At 59.6% G+C, this 25500-nt stretch carries 19 protein-coding genes; 10 read left to right on the top strand and 9 right to left on the bottom strand.

Features of this window, described 5'->3' with window-relative positions; all coding sequences use genetic code 11:
* Positions 1 to 41: 41 nt before the first annotated feature.
* The gene (locus HFP51_RS13865) at positions 42 to 521 is read right to left on the bottom strand and encodes a helix-turn-helix domain-containing protein (RefSeq protein WP_176876299.1); all 480 of its coding nucleotides are present in this window, start codon (positions 519 to 521) and stop codon (positions 42 to 44) included.
* Between the two features lie 241 nt (positions 522 to 762).
* Here HFP51_RS13865 and HFP51_RS13860 point away from each other — a divergent pair, with 241 nt between their 5' ends.
* From HFP51_RS13860 to HFP51_RS13845, 4 genes are all read left to right on the top strand, one after another.
* Positions 763 to 1071, top strand: a complete 309-nt coding sequence (locus HFP51_RS13860) for a hypothetical protein (protein ID WP_176876298.1) — start codon at positions 763 to 765, stop codon at positions 1069 to 1071.
* A 56-nt stretch (positions 1072 to 1127) separates the two neighbouring features.
* The gene (locus HFP51_RS13855) at positions 1128 to 3218 is read left to right on the top strand and encodes a bifunctional (p)ppGpp synthetase/guanosine-3',5'-bis(diphosphate) 3'-pyrophosphohydrolase (RefSeq protein WP_176876297.1); all 2091 of its coding nucleotides are present in this window, start codon (positions 1128 to 1130) and stop codon (positions 3216 to 3218) included.
* Between the two features lie 61 nt (positions 3219 to 3279).
* Positions 3280 to 4080, top strand: coding sequence for a tryptophan 2,3-dioxygenase (locus HFP51_RS13850; RefSeq protein ID WP_176876296.1), 801 nt, complete (start codon positions 3280 to 3282; stop codon positions 4078 to 4080).
* A 61-nt stretch (positions 4081 to 4141) separates the two neighbouring features.
* Positions 4142 to 5764, top strand: a complete 1623-nt coding sequence (locus HFP51_RS13845) for an alkaline phosphatase (protein ID WP_176876295.1) — start codon at positions 4142 to 4144, stop codon at positions 5762 to 5764.
* Here the strand turns inward: HFP51_RS13845 and HFP51_RS13840 are convergent.
* Positions 5761 to 6972, bottom strand: a complete 1212-nt coding sequence (locus HFP51_RS13840) for a serine hydrolase (protein ID WP_176876294.1) — start codon at positions 6970 to 6972, stop codon at positions 5761 to 5763. The two genes, HFP51_RS13845 and HFP51_RS13840, sit on opposite strands and share 4 nt — an antisense overlap.
* Positions 6973 to 7134: 162 nt before the next feature.
* Complete coding sequence (locus HFP51_RS13835; protein WP_176876293.1) at positions 7135 to 10353, bottom strand: amidohydrolase family protein; 3219 nt, start codon at positions 10351 to 10353, stop codon at positions 7135 to 7137.
* A 142-nt stretch (positions 10354 to 10495) separates the two neighbouring features.
* Between HFP51_RS13835 and HFP51_RS13830 the strand changes: the two genes are divergently transcribed.
* A complete protein-coding gene (locus HFP51_RS13830) occupies positions 10496 to 11680 on the top strand; it encodes an acetyl-CoA C-acyltransferase (RefSeq protein ID WP_176876292.1) in 1185 nt (394 codons plus the stop codon).
* Here the strand turns inward: HFP51_RS13830 and HFP51_RS13825 are convergent.
* A complete protein-coding gene (locus HFP51_RS13825; RefSeq protein ID WP_176876291.1) occupies positions 11677 to 12627 on the bottom strand; it encodes an SMP-30/gluconolactonase/LRE family protein in 951 nt (316 codons plus the stop codon). The genes HFP51_RS13830 and HFP51_RS13825 overlap by 4 nt on opposite strands.
* Before the next feature lie 389 nt (positions 12628 to 13016).
* Here HFP51_RS13825 and HFP51_RS13820 point away from each other — a divergent pair, with 389 nt between their 5' ends.
* The 5 genes from HFP51_RS13820 (at position 13017) to hmgA (ending at position 19143) form a co-directional block, all read left to right on the top strand.
* On the top strand, positions 13017 to 14228 hold the full coding sequence (locus tag HFP51_RS13820; RefSeq protein ID WP_176876290.1) for an acyl-CoA dehydrogenase: 1212 nt from the start codon (positions 13017 to 13019) through the stop codon (positions 14226 to 14228).
* Positions 14228 to 15418 carry a CaiB/BaiF CoA-transferase family protein gene (locus tag HFP51_RS13815; protein WP_176876289.1) on the top strand — a complete coding sequence of 397 codons (1191 nt, stop codon included), beginning with the start codon at positions 14228 to 14230 and terminating at the stop codon, positions 15416 to 15418. The genes HFP51_RS13820 and HFP51_RS13815 overlap by 1 nt, the downstream gene beginning before the upstream one ends.
* Positions 15419 to 15464: 46 nt before the next feature.
* Positions 15465 to 16295 (top strand): hypothetical protein, encoded by an 831-nt coding sequence (locus tag HFP51_RS13810; RefSeq protein WP_176876288.1) that lies wholly within the window; start codon positions 15465 to 15467, stop codon positions 16293 to 16295.
* 246 nt (positions 16296 to 16541) lie between these two features.
* Positions 16542 to 17639, top strand: a complete 1098-nt coding sequence (gene hppD, locus HFP51_RS13805; protein WP_255454685.1) for a 4-hydroxyphenylpyruvate dioxygenase — start codon at positions 16542 to 16544, stop codon at positions 17637 to 17639.
* 208 nt (positions 17640 to 17847) lie between these two features.
* Positions 17848 to 19143, top strand: coding sequence for a homogentisate 1,2-dioxygenase (gene hmgA, locus HFP51_RS13800; RefSeq protein ID WP_176876287.1), 1296 nt, complete (start codon positions 17848 to 17850; stop codon positions 19141 to 19143).
* A 4-nt stretch (positions 19144 to 19147) separates the two neighbouring features.
* On the opposite strand, the gene HFP51_RS13795 is transcribed toward hmgA, so the two are convergent.
* From HFP51_RS13795 to HFP51_RS13775, 5 genes are all read right to left on the bottom strand, one after another.
* The gene (locus HFP51_RS13795; RefSeq protein WP_255454684.1) at positions 19148 to 20425 is read right to left on the bottom strand and encodes an MFS transporter; all 1278 of its coding nucleotides are present in this window, start codon (positions 20423 to 20425) and stop codon (positions 19148 to 19150) included.
* 18 nt (positions 20426 to 20443) lie between these two features.
* Complete coding sequence (locus HFP51_RS13790; RefSeq protein ID WP_176876286.1) at positions 20444 to 21529, bottom strand: acyl-CoA dehydrogenase family protein; 1086 nt, start codon at positions 21527 to 21529, stop codon at positions 20444 to 20446.
* Positions 21530 to 21616: 87 nt separating this feature from the next.
* Positions 21617 to 22033: a hypothetical protein gene (locus HFP51_RS13785; RefSeq protein ID WP_176876285.1), complete on the bottom strand. Its 417-nt coding sequence runs from the start codon at positions 22031 to 22033 to the stop codon at positions 21617 to 21619.
* On the bottom strand, positions 22026 to 23351 hold the full coding sequence (locus tag HFP51_RS13780) for an amidase family protein (RefSeq protein ID WP_176876284.1): 1326 nt from the start codon (positions 23349 to 23351) through the stop codon (positions 22026 to 22028). The genes HFP51_RS13785 and HFP51_RS13780 overlap by 8 nt, the downstream gene beginning before the upstream one ends.
* On the bottom strand, positions 23348 to 25402 hold the full coding sequence (locus tag HFP51_RS13775; RefSeq protein WP_176876283.1) for a 3-hydroxyacyl-CoA dehydrogenase NAD-binding domain-containing protein: 2055 nt from the start codon (positions 25400 to 25402) through the stop codon (positions 23348 to 23350). The genes HFP51_RS13780 and HFP51_RS13775 overlap by 4 nt, the downstream gene beginning before the upstream one ends.
* Positions 25403 to 25500: the final 98 nt, after the last annotated feature.

The following is a 25500-nucleotide window of genomic DNA, read 5'->3' as shown; positions in this document are numbered from 1 at the left end:
CTCCGGGCCTTTTTCATATCTGCACGGTGTGAACTGAGCGTCTATTCGGCCGCTTCGGCAACAACTTCGCTCTGATCTACCCAGAGCAGGTCATGCCATTCCAACGGTCGCCCGTCATGCGCATGGACGTGAATCTTCTGAACCGGTTGCCGATCCCGCTCATCACATAATACCGGATTTGATGGAACACCCGTGCCCCAGTGCTCGCCCCATTGGCGCAGCGCAATCATTGCGGGGAGCAGCGCTTCGCCTTTCTTGGTGAGCTTGTACTCAATCTTGCGGCGATCATCCGGGCAAGGCTGTCGCTCGAGGATTTCACTCTCGACCAAACGACCGAGGCGGTTCGCCAAAATATTGCGCGCAATTCCCAGATTCGACTGCATTTCTTCAAAATGCTTGAGGCCGTTGAAAGCGGCGCGAAGGATCATAAATGACCAGCGTTCGCCCATCGCTTGCAGTGCGCAGGGGAGGCCGCATTCGTCGTCGTCGAACTCGGCAAGAGGTTCTCTGAGTTTGCCCATGATGAGGTCAGCCTACTGCATAAAAGCGGATTCGCAAAATATCTGTGCAGGAAAACGTTTTTAGTTGCAACCTAAAACTGAATCTACTAGGTAGTGATTCGCAACTTAAAATGAAGGCCTAACAAAAATGCGAGAAACGCTTTCTGCCCTTGTATCTTTTGCAGCCACGACAGTTGTGCTGGCGGTGCTTGCCGCCTGATCCAATCCATCTTTCTCCCCTCTCCTAAGAAAGACTTCTACCATGCAACGCACTCTCTCCATCCTCCTCTCCCTGGCCACCGTAACCTTCCTGTTCACCGCGACTGGCGCCCAAGCCGGTACCGTGTATCGGGCCACCCTCACCGAAGCGACTGACGAACGGGTCCATGTGATCCGCCGCGCACCTTGGGTCTGCAACGGCACCGACTGTGCCACCGACCAGGCTCGCAGCGGCGCGGCCAACACCTGCTACTCGCTGGTTCGCGAACTCGGCACGGTTTCGGCTTTCATCGTCGACAGCGAAGCGATGTCGGAAGAAGCCCTCGCCGCTTGCAACGAAGCAGCCAGCTAAGCCCCCCGTAACCATTCTAAGGTTGCAATATCTCAGCACCCGGCCAAATTGACCGGGTGCTGAGGCAATATGAACTGATTGAGCGGGTCAAAAGCTATGACCCGGGGGCTGACGAGGCTCTGATCAACCGCGCCTATGTGTTTTCGGTCAATGCGCATGGCACCCAAAAACGCGCCTCGGGCGACCCCTATTTCAGTCATCCCATTGAAGTCGCTGGTATCCTGACGGATTTGCGGCTCGATGATGAGACGATCGCGACCGCGATCCTCCACGACACAATCGAAGATACCGTCGCCACGCAGGACGAGATCGAAGACCTGTTTGGCGAGAATGTCGCCCGGCTTGTGGACGGCGTAACCAAGCTGTCGACGATCGAGGCGCAGTCCGATACCGAGCGCGCCGCCGAAAATCTGCGCAAATTCCTGCTCGCCATGTCCGGCGATATCCGCGTGCTGCTCGTCAAGCTGGCCGACCGGCTTCACAATATGCGCACGCTGCACTTCATCAAGAGTGAGGCGAAACGCCGCCGCATCGCCCGCGAAACGATGGACATCTACGCGCCGCTGGCTGAGCGAATCGGCATGTATGAGTTCATGAAGGAGATGCAGACACTCGCCTTCCAGCATCTCGAGCCTGATGCCTATGAATCAATCTCCACCCGCCTCGATCGCTTGCGCGAAGGCGAAGGTGGCGAGACGATTGACCGGATCGCCGAGGAGTTGAAACTGGTGCTCGGCAGCCATGGCGTCGATGCCGATGTCACGGGGCGCGAGAAACACCCTTATTCGATCTGGCGGAAAATGGCGGAGCGCCATGTCTCATTTGAAACGCTAACCGACGTTATGGCGTTCCGTGCGATCGTTCCTGATGTGGCTGCCTGTTATCAGGCGCTGGGCATCCTGCATGAAAAATGGCACATGGTTCCCGGCCGTTTCAAAGACTATATCTCGACGCCCAAGCGCAACGGCTATCGCTCGATCCATACCTCGATCCAATATGGCGAAGATCGGCGGATCGAAATCCAGATTCGCAGCCAATCCATGCATGAACAGGCCGAGAACGGGCTGGCTGCGCATTGGAGCTATAAGCAGGGCGACCGTCCGGATGGCCAGGCGAGCTGGCTTAGGGATTTGATCGAGATCCTCGAGACGACCGAAAGCCCGGAAGAGCTGCTCGAACATACGCGCATGGCGATGTACCAAGATCGCATCTTCGCTTTCTCGCCAGCAGGAGAGCTGATCCAGCTTCCAAAGGGCGCCACGGTTGTCGATTTCGCCTTTGAAGTGCATACCGATCTCGGCAAGCAGACGGTCGGCGCGAAGGTGAACGGCCGGGTCGTGCCGCTGCGCACGCAACTCGAAAATGGCGATCAGGTTCGCATCCTGCGCTCCGATAATCAACATCCCGATCCCGGCTGGCTCAGCTTTGTCGTGACCGGTAAGGCGCGGGCGGCCATTCGCCGTTTCGTCCGTCAGAAGGAAAAAGCCGAAACCATCTCACTGGGCCGCAAACTCTTCGACCAGGTGGTCGCGCGCCTCCCCGCCCCGCTCGGCCGTGGCGCGACCAAGGCAGCGCTCAAGCGGCTGAAGCTCGCCAAGGAAGATGCGCTGATGGAAAAGATCGCGCGCAAGGAGATCGATGATCGCGCGCTAATGGAAGCCTTGATGCCGGGCATGGGTACAGGTGACCTGCACAGCGCCGTGCCACCCAAGGGCCAGGCCATCTCGATCAAGGGACTGACACCCGGCGTGGCCTTCCAGCTTGCCGAATGCTGCCATCCTATTCCCGGCGATCGGATCGTCGGACTGCGGCGCACCGGCGAGGATATCGAGATCCACACCATCGATTGCGACACATTGGCAGACGGTAATGATGCCGATTGGCTCGCCGTCAATTGGGGCGATGGATCAGACGGCGGCACCGCACCAATGCGGGTAGTGCTCAAGAATGAACCGGGATCGCTTGCCGTGATGGCCGGCATCTACGGGACTCATGGCGCCAATATCCTCAATGTGAAGCTCGAGAATCGCGACGGCAGCTTCCACAGCTTCTGCGTCGATATCGAAGTGCATAACCGCGCCCATCTGATGCGCATTCTCGCCGCCCTCCGCGCCGCCGAAGTCGTCAGTCAGGCAGAGCGAATCTAAAGCCAGGAATTCCCGTGCCGCACCACTGGCGGCGAAGCTCCGCTCGGGCTAGATACCGGCCATGACCCAATCTGCTGATGACATGACCTATGGGCGCTATCTCGCGCTCGATCCGCTTCTCTCCGCGCAGCATCCGATCTCTGGCCGGCATGACGAGATGTTGTTCATCATCATCCATCAGACCAAAGAGCTCTGGCTCAAACAGATCCTCTTCGAAATGGAGCAGGCGCTGGAGCTGATCCAGAATGATGCGCTGGTGCCCGCCTATAAAGGGTTTGCGCGCGTCAGCCGGATCCAGGCGGTGATGACGCTGAGCTGGGACGTGCTCGCGACAATGACACCGGCTGATTATACGCGCTTTCGCAATGTTTTGGGATCGAGCTCCGGCTTCCAGTCCGCCCAATTCCGCCAGTTCGAATTCATGCTCGGGCTCAAGGATGGCAGCCATTTAAAGCATCAGGAGCAGGATAGCGCCGAATATCAGGCAATGCATGCCGCGCTCAATGCCCCAAGCCTGTGGGACGAAGCCAATCGCGCTGCAGCACGCGCCGGGCTCGATATCCCCGAATCTGCGCTCGAGCGAGATTGGACGAGTGCCTATGAGCCGAGCGCCAAAGTCGAGAATGCCTGGGCCGAAGTCTATCGCGATACCGAACGCTGGTGGGAGCTGTATCAGCTTGCCGAAAAGCTCGTCGATATGGATGATGCGATGGCGAGCTGGCGCCACAAACATGTGGTGACTGTGGAGCGGGTGATTGGCGGGAAACGCGGAACAGGCGGTACAGCCGGTGTGCCCTATCTGCAGTCGACACTGGGAAAACGCGCCTTTCCGGAGCTGTGGACGCTGCGCACGCAGCTGTGACGACCGGCGTCATTGCCATGCAATGATCGCGGGATAGAGCGGAAGAACAAGGGGACTGGGAATGACAATCGCGATGAACAGACGGCTTCTTCTGCAGACCGGCCTATTCGGCCTTGGCGCCGTTGCGACACCGGGCGCGGCACGATTGCTCGCTGCGCGGGGTTTTACCCATCAGGTCGCATCCGGTGAGCCGACCCAGACCTCAATCCTGCTCTGGACGCGCTATGTGTCCGAAGGCGAACCCATGTTGCGGGCAGAAATTGCCGAGGATGCGGAGTTTGGCCGGATTGTCGCGCGCGGGGAAACAGCAGCACGCAATGCCCATGACTTCACGGCCAAGGTTACCATCGCGGGTCTGACACCGGGTCGCTGGTATTTCTATCGTTTCATCGCGCCCGATGGCACGGCATCGCCAATCGGCCGGACGCGCACCCTGCCGGAAGGCCCGACCAGCGCCTTCACATTGGGTGTCTTCTCCTGCTCCAATTTCCGTTTCGGGCATTTCAATGCCTATCGACACGCGGCGGACCGCAATGATCTCGACCTGGTCATCCATACCGGCGACTATTTCTATGAATATGAAATGGGCCGTTATCCGACAGAGGAACAGGCGCTCGCCGGGCGCGATTTGATGCCCTCGACCGAGATTTTGGCATTGGCCGATTACTGGCTGCGCTACGCAACCTATCGCGCCGATCCGGATCTTGCCGCCCTGCACCGCAATTTCCCGATGATTGCGCGCTGGGACGATCATGAGATTACCAATGATCCCTGGATGGGTGGCGCAGAGAACCACCAGCCCGATGAGGGCGATTGGGAGGCGCGAAAGCGGGCCGCCATGCAAGCCTATCAGGATTGGATGCCGGTCTCTGACGCGCCCTGGGACAGCTATCAGATTGGCGATCTTGCAACGATCATCATGCCCGAGACGCGAATAACGGCGCGCAGCGAGCAGCTCGACTACGCCAATGCCGTCGGTGATGGCAGCGCAGTCGCTGAAAGCCTTGGCATATTCCGTGACGGACCCTGGTCTGACGAAGGCCGGACGATCATGGGCGCACAGCAGGAAGCTTGGGTCAGTGCTCAAATGGCTGCTTCGACGGCTGCGGGCACCCGCTGGCAGGTGCTGGCACAACAAGTCATCATGGCGCGGATAAACTTCCCGCTGCCGCTGGCCGAAGCCGTCGCCAACACCGAGAATGCGGCTGTCCGCCAGCGCGCGCAGTTCCTGGCAGCTGCGACACAAGCAGGCTTGCCGCTCAATCTCGATGCCTGGGACGGCTATCCAGCCGCCCGCAACCGCCTCTACCAAGCCGCCCAGGAGAGCGAGGCCAATCTTCTCGTCCTGAGCGGCGATAGCCATAATGGCTGGGCCAGTGACCTCCAGCATGACGGCGCCCATATCGGCGTCGAAATGGCTGGTCACAGCGTCACGTCACCAGGTTTTGAGAGCTTCTTGCCACAGATGCCGGCCGAGACCGTTGCGCGGTCGCTCGTGGAAGCCAGCCCGGATCTGCGCTGGGCCGATACGTCGGGCCGCGGCTATCTGACCGTGACATTGACGCCGGAGGCCGCGCGCGGCGAATGGCTGTTCCTCGATACTGTCCGGGAGCGGTCAACGGAAATAGCCTATCGCCGGACCCAGACCGCGCAGCATGGAGCGCGCCAGCTGGATACCGCCTAGCGCGAGGTCTGGATGCCGCCGGTGAAAAATTCATAGCGGCGGCGGAGGTGATGGCTGACAACCTGGCCCATTACGCGCTGCATCAGTTCCTGGCGCGTCGGAATGCCGACCCGCGTATTGCCGATCAGCACGGCTACCGCATAGTCGCGTCCATCGGGCGTGGTGAGAATGCCGACATCATTATAGCCGGCGACCATGCCGTTCAGATTTTGACCCGTGCCGGTCTTGTGCCCAAATCGCCAGCCACGCGGCACACCGCCGGACAAACGCTGTGGACCGGTACGTGAGTTACGCATCGTTTCGATCATGAGCGCGGTTGAGCGTTCCGAAAGCAGCTCGCCTCTGGACAGCCGCGCCAGTGCTTCCACCATGCCATTGGCAGTCGCACCATCGACCGGATCTGCGAGATAACGATCCATCGCCCGGCGCCGGACATCCTGCGCCAAGCTGGAACGTGCGGTGTAGAAACCCCGGCCACGCGCCATTGCCTGACGCCAGGTCATTCCCGCAATTCCAGCCTGGAGGTCCCGTTCACCGGGTCCGAAACGCAAGCCGTCCAGGTCATTGCGTTCAAAAAATTCGCGGACGGCATCGGGCCCGCCGGACAGCCATAACAGCCGATCATTGGCGAGATTGTCGCTGCGCGTCATGGCCTGCACGAACAGCTCCCGAATTGATGCCTGAAACCCGCCATTGCCCATGCGTGACAGCATCGGCTGGTGGAAAACCACCGCATCTTCCGGGCGCACCCGGACCATCCGATCGAGCGACATTTCGCCGCGATCGACCCGATCGAGCATCGTCAGGGCAACCCATGTCTTGCTCACGCTTTGCTGCGGCAGGAACCGATCGCCATTCCAGGATACGGTCCAACCTTCTTCGACATCGCGCACGGCAATGCCGACTTCGCCGTTGAAATCCTCACCGAGTGCGCGGATCGCATTTGTCAGCTGGCGCGAAGGCCCTTGCGGCACTTCAGCACGTTCGGTCTGCGCGCTGCGCTCAGGCGCCTGCGTTGCCGGTCTCTGTGTTTCTGGCCTCTGCGTCTCGGCGGGCGGTGGCGCGATATAGGGCGCGCTGCTCGAAGAGCTTTGCGCCGATGCCTCAGGGATAAAACCCGCACAGCCGGTCAGCGGCACTGCGACCAATGCCGTGAGAACGGCACGTCGCAACATGGTCGGTATTTCGATCCGAAAATTCAGACGCATGGCGAACATTTCCTCGCAAATATCCAGCAAGCCCCCGCTCGCCGTTCGAGGAATGACTATAGGCGGTGCAACATTGCGCGCGAATGAGCGACGTGCGGTCCGGCAACAGCGCGCCGCACGCCTGACTCGTTTCGTCGAAATCTGAGGATGTTAACCTTAAGCCTATTCCCAAAAATACGGGTCACGCGTCCGATTGCCGGTAATCGTCTCGTTCATCGTGAGCGGATCATAGAGTCGTCCACCGATCATCACATAGCGAATATCGTCGCTATTCTGGATGTCGACGGTTGGATCTGCGTCTAGAATGACGAGATCGGCGAGTTTGCCAGCCTCGAGGCTGCCGATATCGCGGGCAAAGCCCAAAGCCTGAGCCGGGACGATCGTCGCGGTTCGCAATGCTTCCAACGGGCTCATCCCGCCGCGGACAAAGCTCCACATTTCCCAATGTGCGGCAAGGCCCTCTTCCTGGCCATGCGCACCGATGCTGACCGGCACCCCGCGCTGCGCGAGCGCATGGGCAGCTGCAGCGGCTTCGTCATCGACATAATCTTCTTCCGGCGCGATCGGACGGCGTACCGAGTTGGCCTGCAGGATGCGCGGCGGCGCATGACGCGACAGGATTGGGTGCCGCCAGACATCAGTATGCGCCCGCCAATAGGGATCCGCTGCCAGCCCCGAATAGGTGACCACCAGGGTTGGCGTGTAGCCGACATTGGTCTGGCCGAAGAAGCTCAGCACATCTTCGTAGAGAACCGCCTGCGGGATATTATGCTCCAGCGTCGTATTCCCGTCGGCGATCAGTGCCATATCCATTCCGAACAGCGACCCGCCTTCCGCGACGACCGCGATATCCTGTTCGATAGCGGCGGCGACAACTTGCTGGCGTTGCTCGCGGCGCGGCTGGTTATAGTTTTTGATCGAATGGGCACCTTGCACCCGCAACCGGCGGACATGTTGCTGTGCATCCTCAAGACTGTTGATCAGCGCATAGCGGCTTGGTGCCCGCGCGCCATAAACGATCTCGGCGGTCGAGAAGATCCGCGGCGCGAGGATCAACCCCGCCTGCTGCATCTCGGCAGCCGGGAAGATGTGGCTCGCCGTATTGGATGGATCGTGGACCGTCGTCACACCGAAGGCGAGATGGGCGATTGTGTGCCAGTTCTGTTGCGGGATGATATCGCCAACCCCATGAGGTCCGTGGGCATGGGCATCAATGATACCGGGAATGATCGTCGCACCGGCAACGTCCACGGTCTGATAGCCAGCCGGAATGGCCGTTGAATCGGCCGCGCCAACCGCCGCGATCCGATCGCCGTCAATGACGATCGTTCCGTTTTCGATGATGCCACCATCTTCGCTCTGCATCGTCACGATACGGGCACCGGTAAGCGCCACGCGCGAAGACGGTCGGTCGGCCTGAGCGGAAACAGCTATCGAAACACCGCTGGCTGGCGGCACGAAATCGGGGCGCTCTTCGCCCTCGGCCGCTGGCGATGTCGGAAAGATGGTGTTTGCCGCTGCCGAATAGAGCGTCGGGCCGAGCGACCAGTGCAGCCGGTCGCCATTGTTGCTCCAGCTCATATAGGAGGCGCCGTCACCACTGACCCGTACGATCGGCAATGAAGTTGCATCCGCCTTGAGCTCGACATCCTGGGTCCCCGGCATCATCGGCACGACGAACGCGTTGTAATTCTCGGTAAATGCGAGCGTGTCGCCGTCTGGAGACACCTCATAACCGGTCACAAGCTCGCCGGATGCGTGCACACGGCGATCATTGCCGGATAGATCGACGCTGATTAGCCGCTGCTTATTTTCTTCGCTGACGGTCAGGAAGACCCGATCGCCGCTCGCGCCAAAGTGTGGATTGGAGCCAGACTCAGTGATCCGTTCTGCGGCACCGCCGTTCGCCGAGACCCGATATACGCCTGGCCTTTCGGACCAATCGCCCGAGGTCAGGAATCCACCCTCGCCCTGTTCAAACACGATCATGTTGCCATTGGGCGAGAAACGCGGGTTGCGATAATGGCCGGGCTGGCTCGTAACGGCGCGATCGCCGCCGCCATTGGCATTCATCACGCGTATCTGGCCAAGTCCGTCATCGCTCCAGCGCACATAGACAATACGCCGTCCATCGCGGGACCAGCTCGGAAAGAGTTCAAACGCGTCGGACTGGCTGGTCAGGCGTCGCGGCGATCCACTACCCATATTGCGGATGTGGAGCCGACCCAGGCTCTCAAACACAACCTGCCGACCATCGGGTGAAACGCTCGCAAAACGCGGCATTCGGGTCGTGAAATTGGTCGGCGCGACTTCGATTTCCGGCCGCGGGGGATCGATTACGTCGCGTGTGTCGGAGATTTGGAACGGGATGATATCGGCATTGCCACTGGCGACATCGACCCGGCGAATATGCCCGCCGGACCAAAAGACTAAGCTGCTGCTGTCCGGCGTCCAGTCCATCCGCGGATAGGTGCCGTACACCGTCCAGGTTTCCTGCATGTCGCGATCGAGCGCGTCATAGATCGCACGCTCCTCACCGCTGTTCAGATCCTTGACATAGAGAACAGACTGGGTGCGATCGCGGCGAATGAAAGCCATATAGCGCCCATCCGGTGAAGGGCGCGGATTCAGCGCGCCGCCCGGTCCATCGACAATCGTCTCGCGCTCGCCGGTCTCCATGTCATAGCGTTCAACGGCAAAGAGCTGGGTATTGGAATCCTGGGCATAGATGAACTGGTTACCCGGGGTTGTGTTGCGGCTGAAATAGACACCCTCGCCATCCGGCGCGAAGACCGGTTCGCCGAGATCCTTCTGGAAATTCTCGTTGGGTCGCTCGACAAGCCGAACGCCGGCACCGCCAGACACGTGGTAGAGCCAGACCTCACCTGTGCCGAGCGAGCGACCCGTGGTGAAATGCTTGCGCGCGACAATATATTGCCCGTCCGGCGACCAGTCGGGCTGGTTGAGCAGGCGGAAATTTTCATTCGTGACCTGGCGCATATTGCTGCCATTCGCGTCCATCATCCAGATATTGTCGCCACCACCCCGATCCGAGGTAAAGGCAATGCGCGAACCATCGGGCGAAAAGCGTGGCTGGACTTCCCAGGCCAGGCCGCTGGCGATGCGGGTTGGTGTCCCGCCGGTAATCGGCATGGTGTAAATATCGCCCAGAAGATCGAAGGCGATCGTCTGGCCATTGGGACTGACATCGACATTCATCCAGGTGCCTTCCGTCACATCGATCGTGACGGGCCGGGTCGGCAGCGGCGGGTTGGAAACATCCCATTCCGGAGCTTCATCTGAATCTTGCGCGATAGCCGGTGCGGCAATGGTGAGTGCGAGTGCACTGGCTGCGACATGAAATAGGCTGACCCGCGACATGATATTCCCCTCTGAAGACATATATGCGCGGATAGCTAGCATAACCGCGCGCATATGAAAGGTTGGGCATCGGCTCTGGAAAGCGGTTGGTCGAAGGTTTATCTGGGGGAGGATAGATTTCACGCAAAACAGAGAGTCGCTTATGTCCGCCGATCCAATCGTCATTTCCTCCTATGCCCGCACACCAATGGGCGGCATGCAAGGCAGCCTCGCCGCCGCCAAGGCCACCGAACTGGGCGCAACTGCTGTCAGCGCGGCGATCGACAAGGCTGGTGTTGAAGGCTCCGATGTCGAGCAGATATTCATGGGCTGTGTGCTGCCCGCCGGGCTGGGGCAGGCGCCTGCCCGCCAGGCCGGCATGAGTGGCGGACTGCCGATCTCCACTGAAGCGACAACGGTCAACAAGATGTGCGGCAGCGGCATGCAAGCCGCGATCATGGCGCATGACGCGCTAAAAGCCGGAACCGCCGATATCATCGTTGCGGGCGGCATGGAGAGCATGACCAATGCGCCTTACCTGTTGACCAAGCATCGCAGCGGTGCGCGTATCGGCCATGATGTGGCCAAGGATTCCATGTTCCTCGACGGCCTTGAAGATGCCTATGAGGAAGGCCGATTGATGGGGAGTTTCGCTGAAGAAGCCGCCCAGGAATACCAGCTGACTCGCGAAGCCCAGGACGCCTACGCCATCGAAAGCCTGGCCCGCGCCAATGCCGCAATCGAAAGCGGCGCCTTTGATGGCGAGGTCACCCCGGTTGAAATCAAGACCCGCAAGGGCAGCGTGACCGTCGATACCGACGAACAGCCTGGCAATGCACGTCCAGACAAGATCCCGACGCTTCGTCCTGCCTTTGCCAAGGACGGAACGGTTACGGCGGCCAATGCTTCCTCCATCTCGGATGGTGCGGCCGCGCTCGTTCTGACCCGCGAAAGCGTGGCGGAGGAAAAAGACATGCCGGTCAAGGCGCGTATCGTAGCGCACGCCGCCCATGCCCATGAACCCGGCAAATTCACCTCAGCTCCGGTTCCAGCCATCCGCAAGGTCCTCGACAAGGCTGGCTGGACAATCGAAGAAGTCGATCTCTTCGAGGTCAACGAAGCCTTTGCGGTCGTCGCGATGATTGCGATGCAGGAACTCGGCATCCCGCACGACAAGATCAATGTGAATGGCGGCGCTTGCGCGCTTGGCCATCCGATCGGAGCTTCGGGCGCCCGGATCATGGCAACCTTGCTCAATGCGCTCGAAAAACGGGGCCTCAAGCGCGGCGTCGCAAGCTTGTGCATCGGCGGAGGGGAAGCAACGGCAGTGGCGGTAGAGCTGGCCTAGCCTGAATTCTCTTCGCCCGTGACAATGCGATCGTCCGGGCATTCCAGCATCGATAACAACCCGTCGACACGCCGCAGAGAATTGGGATGCAATTGCGGGTCGGCACGACCAACGATTGAAAGCACGGTATTGGTATAGAGCGTGTCGCCATCGGCGCTAATTGCGACACCGTTCGGCCGGAAGAGACTGGCTGCAGCGCCATCGCCATCCTGGTTCGCCTCGGTTCCGCTTCCTGCGAGATGGCACATCTCACCACCCAGTATCAGGCTGTAGATGCGGCCGCCTTGGAAGCTGGCGACGTAGAAGCGGTCATTCGCCCAGGCGAGATGGCCGTTCCCATTGCCCGGAAAATCCGCGGCAATCTGCATTTCACCGCTATCGGGATCAATTCGTATCATCGAATTGTCGCGAAAATTTACGGTGTAGAGTGCACCATCACCACCATATGCCAGACCATTGGGACAGTTTAGTGGCGCGCCTTCGGCAAGGACGCTGGTCGTGCCGTCGGCATTTATTCCCAGTATCTGGTTGGTGACGCAATTTGTAACATAGGCGGTGCCATCAGCGTTGGGCGCGATCCCGACCGGCGATGCCATGTCCCGGGCAATTTGCGTTCGCGTACCGTCCATCGCGATCCGATAGGCTTCGCCCCGCGCGACATCGGATTGGTACAAATAACCATCCATGCCAAAAGCATTGCCTGACGCACCACCAAATTCGGAATTCAAAACCTCAACGCTGCTGCCATCCGCAGCGATCCGATAAATATTCTGTCCGCCGGCCTGTGAGAGAGTGATACCGAAATCGGCAAGGTAGAGATGTCCGTCGGGGCCGATTGCAACACCGCCGCTTGCTTCAATTTCGTCGACAATCGTGCTTACAGTTACGTCGGCCGCCGCTGGCATGCCCATTGTCGCGATCACCAGAATCGAAATCACATATCTCATAATCGTCTCCCCTGATCGTAGCGATAGCGCACAAAGTACGTAACGTACTAATTGGATTAGACGAACACGCTGCCCTGGTCGACCAGGCGAGGGAAAACTGGGAACTGATCAGTGAAGCTGATGCCGAGACGAGACTTTCCCCAGCTACAAATGGTTCAAGCCACCATGGGAGACCGGCCGGGTCGCATAAAACCGGGCATCCCATGATGGCTTGTTCCGAACAAATTCGCTAACTGCGCCCCTGCCCGGTGAAGCCCTTATTGCCCACGCCGCATGAACGGGATGTGACACAGATCACGCTTTTTTGGTTAATGCGGTTTTTTGCGCAATAGTCGCGCTAATCCGCCCGCTATGCTAATGCCGCCGCACACCAGACGAGGAATCAGCCTGTGAATGCCGAAGCCCCTGTAAAATCATCTGAAAATGCCAAATTCTCCTATCGATGGGACGATCCGTTCCTGCTCGAAGAGCAGCTCACCGACGAAGAGAAGATGGTTTACGAGACAGCCCGGACATATGCGCAGGAAAAACTGCTTCCGCGCGTTCTGACCGCGACTCGCGAAGAACGATTCGATCGGGAGATCATGACCGAGCTTGGCGAACTGGGCCTGTTGGGCGCAACCATCGACGGTTATGGCTGTGCCGGCGTCTCGCATGTGTCCTACGGATTGGTGGCCCGGGCGGTGGAAGCCGTTGATTCCGGCTATCGTTCGGCGATGAGCGTCCAATCGTCGCTCGTGATGCATCCGATCCATGCCTATGGCAGCGAAGAACAGCGCGAAAAATATCTGCCCAAGCTTGCAACCGGGGAAATGGTGGGCTGTTTCGGCCTGACCGAGCCCGATGCAGGATCCGATCCAGGCGGCATGAAGACCCGGGCCAAGTCCGTCGATGGCGGCTATTCGCTGAGCGGTGCGAAAATGTGGATCACCAATTCGCCGATCGCCGATATCGCGGTCGTCTGGGCAAAGGATGATGACGGCGTGATCCGTGGCTTCATTCTTGAGCGCTGCATGGATGGCCTGAGCTTCCCCAAGATCGAAGGCAAGATGAGCCTGCGCGCCTCGATCACCGGTGAAATCGTCATGGACGAAGTATTCGTTCCCGAAGAAAACAAGCTCCCCAATGCGCGCGGCCTGGGTGGACCATTTGGCTGTCTCAACAAGGCGCGGTTCGGTATCGCCTGGGGCTCGATGGGTGCCGCGGAAGATTGCTGGCACCGGGCTCGCAACTATACACTCGATCGCAAACAGTTTGGCCGGCCGCTCGCCGCAACCCAACTGGTCCAGCTCAAGCTTGCCAATATGCAGACCGAAATCACGCTCGGCCTCAACGCCGCGCTGACGGTTGGTCGTAATATCGACAACGGCACCTGGGCGCCGGAGATGATCAGCCTCATCAAGCGCAACAATTGCGGCAAGGCCCTCGATGTCGCCCGCAATGCGCGCGACATGCATGGCGGCAACGGAATCGCTGACGAATATCATGTGATCCGCCATCTGGTGAACCTGGAAACGGTGAACACCTATGAAGGCACCCATGATGTGCATGCGCTGATCCTGGGCCGGGCAATCACCGGCATCCAGGCCTTTACCGGCTAATGGAAAAAGCGCTCTCGGGCGTTCGCGTCCTCGATCTTAGCCGCGTCCTTGCCGGCCCTTGGGCCACGCAGATGCTGGGCGATCTGGGTGCCGAGATCATCAAGATCGAAAAACCGGGCGTCGGCGATGATACGCGCGGCTGGGGCCCGCCTTGGCTGGGTGAGGGTGACGATCGCACGGCCGGCTATTATCTGGCCGCCAATCGCAACAAGAAATCGGTCGCGATCGATATTGCCCAGCCCGAAGGGCAACGGCTGATCCGTGAGCTCGCAACCAAGAGCGATATTGTTGTCGAGAATTTCAAGCGCGGCGGGCTTACAAAATATGGCCTGGATCGCGATAGCCTGACAGCGCTCAACCCGCGCCTGATCTGCTGCTCGATCACCGGTTTTGGCCAGGATGGTCCGGACGCTGACAAACCCGGCTATGATCTGATGATCCAGGCGATGAGCGGCTTCATGTCGATCACCGGCAATGCAGACGGGCCCCCGAGGCGCATGGGCGTGGCGATGGTCGATCTGACAACCGGCATGAATGCAGCCGCCGCTATCCTGGCAGCGCTCTACCAACGCGAACGCACCGGCAAGGGCCAGCATATCGATATGGCGCTGTTCGACGTCGCGCTATCCAGTCTTGGCAATCAGGCGCTCAACTATCTGGTTTCCGGTGAAGCTCCGGGCCGCACTGGTAATGCGCATCCCAATGTTGTGCCCTATCAGCCGTTTGAGACCGCCGATGGCTGGCTCATTGTGGCGGTCGGCAATGACGGCCAATTTGCGCGCTTCGCAGAGCTGGTTGGTCATGGCGAAATGGCCCAGGATGAGCGCTATCGAACCAACGGCGCGCGGGTTGAAAATCGCGACACGCTGATCCCGCCACTGGCCGAAGCAATGCAGACACGCAGCAGTGCCGAATGGACGGCCGCGCTGATCGACGCGAATGTCCCCTATGGGCCGATAAACACGATCGAGCAGGCCTTTGCCGAACCCCAGGCGCAACATCGCGGATTGGGTCAGCAAATTGACGGCATACCGCAGGTCGCCAGCCCGCTCCGACTGTCCGCATCACCACAGGATAGCAACACCGCGCCTCCTGCGCTTGGTCAGGACACGGACACGGTACTCACCGATCAGCTTGGGCTAACCACCGAAGAGTGCGAAGCCCTGCGCCGCGAGGGTGTCCTTGGATAGACGCATCCGGTTGTAACGCGCGACCGGGTCTGCAATCCTGCGCGCCATGCCCATCGCCGATATCGAACAATTCACCCATTCTCATCACGTACTGGACGATGACGGCGTAATTTTCCGCTGTTCCGACGATCAACAGAAATGGCCATGGCTCGCGCTCGATCCGCATGACCCGATTGTCGTCCAGACGGTCAATTTCTGGGTGGCGAGTGGCGCCAGTGCCGCGCGCGGAACGCTGGATCCGACCAAATGGACCGCCCTCACCCAGACCGAATGGACGTGCGGCGAACCCGGTGTCGGTCATGCCACGCACGGCATAGCGGAACCGGACGGTAAAGACGGAACGATAGGCTATCGGCTGACGCTGTTCGATCGGGATGGAGCGCTTGTCTATCGGATGACCGGCACCGGTGTTGTTTTCCAGAACCGCAATTTCGAAGCCTGGCGCGAGGAAAAGAAACAAGCGGTGGCCGAAGATGCGGCCCCAATTGAGTTCACCTATGTCGACGGCGATGTCGTTGCGCTCGGCGATCAGGGTGTGAGCGTGCTCGGCGCAATCATCGATGGCGATGTACCCTCTGCGCCAGGCCTTATCACCAAGGAAAACGGGTTTCCGCCAGGCAATCCCTATCTCAGCGGTTCAGGCGATCATGTAAACGCAACGCATCTGGCAGAAATCGGCCGACAATTTGCGAGCCAGATGGCGGACGGCGCTGTCCAGGCCTGTCATGGCGGGGAGATGCAGTTCGATAAATTCGTCGAGCTGAGCACCCCGTTTCACGTTACCTTGGTCCCGGAAAAGTCCAAGGACGACCAAATTACGGTCACGGTCCATCAAGCCGACCGTCTCTGCGCGACTGTCACGCTGCGGCTCGGCTAGTCGCCCGCAGCGCGACGATTTCTCGCCGGTGCCATCCCAAGCCTGACAAAAGCGGATTCTTGCGCTATATTCCGCTGCATGAACCGACTCTGCTATTCCAACGCTTATTGGACGGTCCACCGGCTCAGCCGCTCGCTCGCGAGCTAGCCTGCCGCGCGCCATACGCGCGCGCCCCGGCCTGCCGACGCAAATCCGCGAGAAACGGCGGCCTCCCAAGCTTGCACCTCATTTTACAGGAATAGTCATATGACCCACACACCCGAAAACCCACCCGAAAACCCGCCCGAAAACCTGATGGGCCTTAACGGCTTTGAATTTGTCGAATTTACCGGCCCGGATCCTGATGCACTCGCCGATCTGTTCGAGAAAATGGGCTTCACCCATATCGGCAATCATCGCAGCAAGAATGTCCGCCGCTACACGCAGGGCGACATCAACTTCATCCTCAACATGGAGCCCGATGGCCAGGCCGCAAAATTTCGCGAGACCCATGGCCCGTCCGCCAACGCCATGGCGTTCCGCGTCGAAGATGCAGCCAAGGCGCTGGACCTCGCTATCGAACGCGGCGCGACGCAGGTCGAAGGCAAGGTCGGCCCGGCCGAACTCAACATCCCGGCGATCAAGGGCATTGGCGGCGCCAATCTCTATCTCGTCGACAAGCGCGGTGCGGCCACCATCTATGATATCGATTTCGAACCCGTCGAGGGCGCTACGGCAGATGACAGCAGCGTCGGCCTTCATACGCTCGATCACCTGACGCACAATCTCAAACGCGGGCAGATGGACGTCTGGTCCGAATATTATGAGAAGATCTTCAACTTCCGCGAAATCCGTTATTTCGACATTGAAGGCCAATCAACGGGCCTGTTCAGCCGGGCGATGACCGCCCCGGATGACAAGATCCGGATCCCGCTCAACGAGAGCCAGGACGAACATTCGCAGATCGAAGAATTTATCCGCGACTATAAGGGCGAAGGCATCCAGCATATCGCCCTGTCGACGGACGATATCTTTGGCACAGTAGACATGCTGCGTGACCGCGGTGTGCGGTTCCAGGACACGCCGGACACCTATTACGACCTGCTCGACAAGCGCCTCCCCGGACATGGCCATAATGTCGAAGAAATGCGCAAGCGGAAGATCCTGATCGACGGCGCGCCGGAAACCGGCGGCGGCCTGCTCCTCCAGATTTTCACCGAGAATATGGTCGGCCCGATCTTCTTCGAAATCATCCAGCGCAAAGGCAATGACGGCTTTGGCGAAGGCAATTTCAAGGCGCTGTTCGAAAGCATCGAGCTCGATCAGATCAATCGGGGTGTGATTCCGGCGAAAGAAGAAGCCTAGGTACATTCTTCCTTCTCCCTTGATGGGAGAAGGATAGGGAGCCTTGGCGAACATTGTGAGCCTAGGCGCAGTTGGATGAGGGTGAGCGGCACCAAGAAGCACGTGTTTGCAACGCAAACACTTCCCCCCTCACCCAGCTCCGACTAGGCAGCAAGCTGCCAAATCTGCACAACCCTCTCCCACCAGGGGAGAGGGAAGGAAGGGAAAAATGACCGACCTTGAATATCAATCCGGCTTCGGCAATGAATTCGCGACCGAGGCGGTCGCAGGGGCATTGCCAGACGGCCGCAACAGCCCGCAGCGCCCGGCCTTCGGCCTTTATGCCGAACAGCTTTCGGGCACCGCGTTCACCGTCACGCGCGATCACAATCGTCGCAGCTGGCTCTACCGAATGCGGCCGAGCGCCATGCATGGCCGGTTCGAACCCTATTCGGGCGGCGAACGGATCGAGACGGCTCCGATTTCGGGTGCGGCGTTCGAACCCAATCGGCTGCGCTGGAGTCCGCTGGAGATGCCGGAAGCCGAGCTCGACTGGGTCGATGGCCTTGTCACCTGGGCTGGCAATGGCGCCGCCGACAGCCAGACGGGCATCGCGATCCATCTCTATGCGGCCAATCGGTCGATGGAGGGTCGCGCGTTTTTCAATGCAGACGGCGAGGTGCTGATCGTACCGCAAATGGGCGCGCTGCGGATCGTCACCGAGATGGGCGTGCTCGATGTTGCGCCGAACGAGATTTGCGTCATTCCGCGCGGCATGAAATTCCGGGTCGAGCTCGTCGATGGTGAAGCGCGTGGTTATGTCTGCGAGAATTACGGTGCGGCCTTTCGCTTGCCCGACCTTGGACCCATCGGTTCGAATGGCCTTGCCAATGCGCGCGATTTTCTGACCCCGGTTGCGGCCTATGAAGATAGCGACGAGCCGGTTGAACTGGTCCAGAAATTCTCTGGATCATTGTGGTCAACGACGCTGGATCATTCGCCGTTCGATGTGGTGGCCTGGCACGGCAATCTCGTGCCGGTGAAATATGATCTTGCGCATTTCAACACGATCGGTTCGATCAGCTTCGACCATCCCGATCCCTCAATATTCACGGTACTGACATCGCCTTCGGGTAACCCGGGCACCGCGAATTGCGATTTCGTGATCTTCCCGCCGCGCTGGCTGGTGGGCGAAGACACATTCCGTCCGCCCTGGTTCCATCGCAATATCATGAGCGAGTTTATGGGGCTTATCCATGGCGAATATGATGCGAAAGCCGGTGGTTTTGCGCCGGGCGGTGCGTCCTTGCACAATTGCATGAGCGCCCATGGGCCAGACAAGGTGTCGACCGAAAATGCGATGGCCGCAGATCTTGCTCCACAGAAGATCGATGACACGATGGCCTTCATGTTCGAAAGTTGCCTGCCGATCCGTCCGACACGCTTTGCGATGGATACGCCGCTGTTGCAGCTCGATTATGACAGCTGCTGGGACGGGTTCGACAAGGCGCAACTGCCGAGCTAGCTGATCAGCTCCTCGTTCTCGGTTCGCGAACGAACAGCGCGAGGACGGCAAGCGAGATGATCAGCAGCCCGATCGAAAGCCAGAACAAAGGCACATAACCAAAGGCCGCCGCGATGATGCCGCCGGCCAGCGGGCCAATGGCGGCCATCGTTGTTTCCGCCGACGTCGACAGGGCAAGGCGCATCGGCAAGTCGTCCCGCGAGCCGAACTCCAATACAATCGTCGTCGCACTCATCATATAGCCGGACATGGACGCGCCGATCCCGAAAAAGGCGATGAAGATCGGTAGCGGACCATCCGCTCCGAGCAACAGGAATAGAGCAGCGAGCCACATCGCCAGCGACAGCATCATCGTCAACCGATAGCCATAGCGATCGCCCAGATGGCCCCACAGGATATTGGCGATGGTGTCGGCGCCGAGAAATGCGACGGTCAGCAATCCGATTGTCGCGCCGTTCATGCTCATCTGTTCTGCCGCGTAGAGAATATAGAATGGCATCGAGATCCGCGCGGCGACCGAGAATAGCTGCGCGATCAGGAACCAGCGATAGTCCCGATCTGCCAGGATTTCGGGAAACTCACGGATACGATCGCGCATCGCCATTTTGGGGCGCACCGTCGGTGGCTCGGGCTCACGGACGAAACGATAGAGCACGTAGAGGCCAAGGCTCGTAAGGATGAAGCACAGCAGGAAGGTCGTCGCATAGCCATTGCCCAGCGTTTCCTGCTCGATGAAATAGGCCCCGGCGAAGAACGACAGCAATGCCGCGATGCCCGCCCCTGCGACATTGCGATAGGCCTGTAATCGCCCACGCCGTGCAATCGGGATCACTTTGGAAAGCAGCATCTGGAAGGCGACGCGCTGCTGGCCCTGGAAAAAGCCGAGCAGGAACAGGAACATGAATGTCGCGAACAGCAGCATCGAACCGGTAAGGTAAAAACCGGCGAGCGCCAGGCCGAGGATCTGGACCCGCATTGCGATGCCGATCTGGATCGCGCGCGGCATGACCTTGGTGCGATGTTCAAGGTTCGATGCGCTGATCATCGGCGATACCGCCGCGCCGGCCTGAAGCAGGCCCTGGCCGAGTCCAACGAGGAAATTCGAACCGGTAAGTGCAAAGAGATAGGCCGGCAGAAAGGTCGGCGCCATGAGGATGCGGAAACCCGTCATCCCCAGCATGCCATGGGCGAAATGCGCTATATAATTGGCGCGAAGGTTGTCCTCGACGAACTGCTCATATTCGGCTTCGCGCCGCTCAAGATCGGCGGCGTCATCCGTCACAGGGTGTCAGTGCGCGGCTCAATAGCCATTAAACTCGGCAAAGCGTTCCCGATGATAGCCGGAATTGCCCCATTGGTTTTCTAGCACGCGTGCCCGCTTGAAATAAAAGCCGGCATCATGCTCGTCGGTCATGCCAATACCGCCATGCATCTGGATCATTTCATGGGTGATCCGGTGGACGACATCATTGGCCGTGGCCTTGGCCGCGGCGACCGTCTGCCCAGCACTGCCGATATCGGAATCAAGCGCGGCAAGCGCGCCTTCGACTGCCGAGCGCATCATCTCGATATCACCGAACATCTCGGCCATCCGATGCTGCAGCGCTTGGAAGCTCGACAGCACCTGGCCGAACTGAACGCGGGTTTTGAGATAGTCATTGGTGGTGGCGAATGCCTGGACGGCGAGGCCCAGCATTTCCGCGCAGGCAATGACGCGGGCGCAATCCAATACCTTATCGCGCAGATCATCGCCACCTTCGGCCAATCGGGAATCATTGCCGATCGCGACGTCGGTGAATGCAATCTCGGCATGGCTGCGGGAGTCGACCACCTCGCGGCTGGAGCGGGAGACGCCGTCTGCATCGCCATCGACCAGATAGAGACCGTCTTTGGCAGCCACCACAAAGAGTCCGGCGCTATCGCCTTCTGCCACAAAGGCCTTGGTCCCATTGAGCTTGCCGCCTTCGACAGCCGTATCAATCGCATCGGGATCATGATGCGCGCCTTCGTCGATAGCGAGGCTTGCAACCAATTCACCGCTCGCAATCTTGGGCAGATATTTGGCCTTCTGTTCGTCCGAACCGCCGAGCATGATTGCTGTTGCTGCTGCCGAGGACGCGGCGAGCGGCGCCGCGGCGATATTGCGACCCAGCTCTTCGAGCACCAGGCCCAACCCGGTGAAACCGAAGCCGCTACCACCATGTTCTTCAGGAATGACAATGCCGGTCCAGCCCATCTCGGCCATCTGGCCATAGACCGCTGGATCATAGCCTTCATCATGGCCGCTATCGCGCATCTTGCGAAACGCGCTGACCGGGTTTTCCTTGTCAGACCATTCGCGCGCCATATCGCGCAGCATCACTTGTTCGTCGCTAAGCCCAGCCATCTCGATCCTCTTTGTTAACCTGCTTTGCGCAGCTAGTTTCCGTTAACGTCAAGCATAGCTGAAGGGCAAAGACAAGGGCGGGTGCGTTCAATCTTGATCGGCTACGCCGCGCGCCTGGCGCCATGCGAGCCACAGCGACCAAAGCAGGCAGATCGCGACAACCGCGAGCGATGCGAGGATGATGGGCATCACAAAATCCGCCTCACCCTGCACATTGGCCGCACCGCTATTGCGGAGCTCCAGCCGCCCAAAGCCGCTGCGCCAGCCAAAACCGAGCGAGAAGGCCCAGCCTGCGGCCAACAGGCCGGCTGCACTGCGCGGGCGGAGACGCAAGGACGCGACGCCGCCCAACACCATCAGGGCAACGCAGATATAGTCGACAATCAGCGCCTGAAGTGGCTGGCCCCATTCGAGATGGTACCAGGTCTCCAATATGAAATGCACGCTGGTCGAGAAAAGGGTCAGCCAGGCCAGCGCCGTTTCAGAGGCGTGACGCTCAGCCATTGCCCAATGCGCCGATCAACCGGCCAAGCTCGACGGCGGTATGGTCGGCATGGAAGTCGGTGATAATCTGCAAGCCAATCGGCAGGCCTTCGCTATCCGCCCCAATCGGCGCGCTGACCGCCGGCAAGCCGGGATAGGTGGCAATGCTCACCCAGCCAAACTGTTTGCCGAACTCCTGCTCTTCACCATTCACGATCAGCTTGCGGTCGTTCATCGGCACAGGCGTATGTGGGAACGCCGTCGTGCCGGCATTGGGGCACAGGATCGCATCAAACTCCTCAAACAAAGCGCGATAGTGCCGCCGTGCCCGCGCCTGCTGGTCCAGCATATCGCACCAGCCGGGAAGGTCCGGTAGCGGATATTCGGAGGTCGGATCGCGCACCGCCAATACCGTCAACAACATGTGCAGATATTGCGAGTGGAGGCCCGCAAGGTCCGGCAGGAGATCGCTCGATCGCGATACCGTGGCTCCGGCATTTTCACACTGGGCCGCGATACTTTCCACGGCCTGGGCAATCTCGTCGTCGACAATCGCCAGCTCAGTATCTGTGATCACCAACAGCCGATAATCCTTGAGCGAGCGCGATGGTGCGCCTTGCAAGGCAATATCCGAAGTCAGGTTGATCGCGAGCGCAAGATCCTCGGCGGTACGCGCCAGCGGCCCTGTCACCGACAGGGGAATGTCCGCCCCGTCCGTCCCGGGGAAATAATGGCCCTCCAACGGAACAATGCCATAGCTCGGCTTGAGCCCATACACCCCGCAATAATTGGCCGGAATGCGTATCGATCCACCGATATCCGAACCATATTCGAGCGGCACCATACCCGCAGCGAGTACCGCACCCGATCCGCCCGAGGATCCACCGACAACACGCGACAGATCATGCGGATTGTTGGTTCGGCCATAGACCGGATTGTCCGATTGCCAGTCCGCCAGCATTGGCGGCACATTGGTCTTGCCGACAAAGACCGCGCCAGCCGCTTTGAGCCGTTGGACAACCAGCGAATCCTTCTGGGCGATGAAATCCTTCGCCATCTCCACGCCCCAGGTCGTGGGTAAGCCGGCGATGTCATGCGATTCCTTGATCGTCATCGGCACACCAAGCAGCGGCCGGGCTTCTCCGGCTGCGACAGCCGCATCGGCTTCCGCCGCCGCTTCACGCGCCCGATCGAAGTCACGCACAATAACGGCATTGATATCGCTATCCCGCTCTTCGATCCGGGCAATGGCCGCATCGCATTCGGCAACCGCGCTGGTCTCGCCCTTGGCAATGGCCCGGGCGGTTTCGATCGCGGATTTCTCGCTGACTTCGATCATCCGTTGAACCTTTCTCCTGCTGCAGCCTTGTCGGCCAGCAATTGCGAGAGCGTGAACTTGTCACCCAGTGCAGCTGCGTGTTTTTCGAGACCGGCAACCACAGCATCGAGGCCCACCGTATCGGCCCAGAACATCGGACCGCCCGTATAGAGCGGCCAGCCATAGCCGTTGATCCAGACAACATCGATGTCGCTGGCCCGTTGCGCCATGCCCTCTTCGAGGATCAGCGCGCCTTCATTGACCATCGGGTAGAGCAGCCGCTCCTGTATCTCTTCCTTGGAAATCTCACGCTGGGCCACGCCCTGTTTCTCGGCGAAGTCAGCGATGATCTTCTTCACATCGTCGGACGGAGTGCGTTGCCGTGCTTCGTCATAATCATAGAAACCGGCGCCGGTTTTCTGACCACGGCGATCAATGGCGCACAGCGCGTCACGCACTGTTTCAATGCGCGTCGGATCGCGATGCCAACCGATATCAAGGCCGGCAAGGTCCGACATCTGGAACGGCCCCATCGGGAAACCGAAATCGAGCAGCACTTCGTCCACTTCCCAATAATTTGCGCCTTCCATGATCAGCGCATTGGCTTGCTGCTGGCGCGGGCTGAGCATGCGGTTGCCGATGAAACCATCGCAGACGCCAGCTACCACTGCGATCTTGCCGATCTTTTTCGCCAGCTTCATGCAGGTGGCGAGCACCTGGTCCGACGTCTTGTCGCCGCGCACGACCTCAAGCAGCTTCATGACATTGGCCGGCGAGAAGAAGTGCAGGCCCAGCACATGATCAGGTCGATTGGTCGCCGTCGCGATTTCATCGACGTTGAGATAGCTGGTGTTCGAGGCAAGGATCGCACCCTGCTTCACCGTCTCATCGAGCTTGGCGAAGACTTGCTTCTTCACGTCCATATTCTCGAACACGGCTTCGATCACGAGATCGCAATCGGCAAGATCGCCATAGTCCAGCGTCGGTGACAGCAAGCCCATGGCCTGTTCCACCTGCTCGTCAGTCATCCGCCCGCGCTTCGCCGTGCGCTCATAATTGGCGCGCATCACACCGGTGCCGCGATCGAGCGCTTCCCGCTCCATCTCGAGGATCGTGACCGGGATGCCAGCGGACAGGAAGTTCATCGAGATTCCGCCCCCCATGGTGCCGGCACCGATGACGCCAACCTTTTTGATCGGCAGGAGTTCAATATCCCTGGCAATGCCTTCAATCTTGTTGGCGGCCCGCTCGGCAAAGAAATAGTGGCGCATCGCGGCCGATTGCGTGCCCGACATCAGCCCCATGAAGAGCTCGCGTTCTTTCTTCACGCCATCTTCGTAGGACATTTCACCTGCTGCCTTAACGGCCTGGATACCGGCCTCTGGCGCATCGAAGCCGCGCAGCTTGCGGCCATGTTTGGCGCGAAACTCGTCAAAGATCGCTGGATTTTCAACGCCATCGCGATTGGCCGTGCCTTCGCTGGACCGCGGCACGGGTTTGCCGATCTGTTCGCGCGCAAAGGCGATGGCATCGGCGGCGAGACTGTCCTCACCGACAATTGCATCGACCAACCCTATTGCCTGGGCTGATTTTGCGGGAATCGGATTGCCCACCACAACCAACGGCAGCGCGGCTTCGGCGCCAACGACCCGCGGCAGACGCTGCGTACCTGCTGCACCCGGGATCAGGCCAAGCTTGACCTCCGGCAGGCCAAGTTTCGCAGAGGCGACGGCGACCCGATAATGGCAGGCGAGCGCAACCTCACACCCACCGCCCAAAGCTGTGCCATGGATCGCCGCTACAACTGGCTTGTCGCTGGCCTCAAGCTTGTCGATTGCTTCGGTCAGGCCGGGGCCCTGGGGCGGCTTGCCGAACTCGGTGATGTCAGCACCGGCAAAAAAAGTGCGCCCATCGCAACGGATCACTACCGCCTTGATGCTATCATCGGACAGGGCCTCGTCGATGCCTTCAGCCAAGCCCTGGCGGACAGCTTGGCCGAGTGCATTAACCGGCGGATTGTTGGAAATGATGACGAAGACATCGTCATGGCGTTCGGTGCTGATTACGGACATTTGGTGATTCTCCTGCCGGGTTTTTCTTTGGCTTGTCGCCCATCGCGGATGGGGCTGGCAAGGCTGTCGTTACGGAAAGCACTCTATCCCCTTGAGAT

It is taken from the genome of Parasphingopyxis sp. CP4 (genome assembly GCF_013378055.1).
Classification (GTDB): Bacteria; Pseudomonadota; Alphaproteobacteria; order Sphingomonadales; family Sphingomonadaceae; genus Parasphingopyxis.
The sequence above is the reverse complement of the archived record's forward strand: the minus strand, read 5'-3'. Positions and strand labels throughout refer to the sequence as shown.

Bases quoted from the DNA above. Each gene is read 5' to 3' on its own strand.
- HFP51_RS13865 (WP_176876299.1), bottom strand. From the start codon at position 521: ATGGGCAAACTCAGAGAACCTCTTGCCGAGTTCGACGACGACGAATGC.
- HFP51_RS13860 (WP_176876298.1), top strand. From the start codon at position 763: ATGCAACGCACTCTCTCCATCCTCCTCTCCCTGGCCACCGTAACCTTC.
- HFP51_RS13850 (WP_176876296.1), top strand. From the start codon at position 3,280: ATGACCCAATCTGCTGATGACATGACCTATGGGCGCTATCTCGCGCTC.
- HFP51_RS13845 (WP_176876295.1), top strand. From the start codon at position 4,142: ATGACAATCGCGATGAACAGACGGCTTCTTCTGCAGACCGGCCTATTC.
- HFP51_RS13840 (WP_176876294.1), bottom strand. From the start codon at position 6,972: ATGCGTCTGAATTTTCGGATCGAAATACCGACCATGTTGCGACGTGCC.
- HFP51_RS13835 (WP_176876293.1), bottom strand. From the start codon at position 10,353: ATGTCGCGGGTCAGCCTATTTCATGTCGCAGCCAGTGCACTCGCACTC.
- HFP51_RS13830 (WP_176876292.1), top strand. From the start codon at position 10,496: ATGTCCGCCGATCCAATCGTCATTTCCTCCTATGCCCGCACACCAATG.
- HFP51_RS13825 (WP_176876291.1), bottom strand. From the start codon at position 12,627: ATGAGATATGTGATTTCGATTCTGGTGATCGCGACAATGGGCATGCCA.
- HFP51_RS13815 (WP_176876289.1), top strand. From the start codon at position 14,228: ATGGAAAAAGCGCTCTCGGGCGTTCGCGTCCTCGATCTTAGCCGCGTC.
- HFP51_RS13810 (WP_176876288.1), top strand. From the start codon at position 15,465: ATGCCCATCGCCGATATCGAACAATTCACCCATTCTCATCACGTACTG.
- hppD (WP_255454685.1), top strand. From the start codon at position 16,542: ATGACCCACACACCCGAAAACCCACCCGAAAACCCGCCCGAAAACCTG.
- hmgA (WP_176876287.1), top strand. From the start codon at position 17,848: ATGACCGACCTTGAATATCAATCCGGCTTCGGCAATGAATTCGCGACC.
- HFP51_RS13790 (WP_176876286.1), bottom strand. From the start codon at position 21,529: ATGGCTGGGCTTAGCGACGAACAAGTGATGCTGCGCGATATGGCGCGC.
- HFP51_RS13785 (WP_176876285.1), bottom strand. From the start codon at position 22,033: ATGGCTGAGCGTCACGCCTCTGAAACGGCGCTGGCCTGGCTGACCCTT.
- HFP51_RS13780 (WP_176876284.1), bottom strand. From the start codon at position 23,351: ATGATCGAAGTCAGCGAGAAATCCGCGATCGAAACCGCCCGGGCCATT.
- HFP51_RS13775 (WP_176876283.1), bottom strand. From the start codon at position 25,402: ATGTCCGTAATCAGCACCGAACGCCATGACGATGTCTTCGTCATCATT.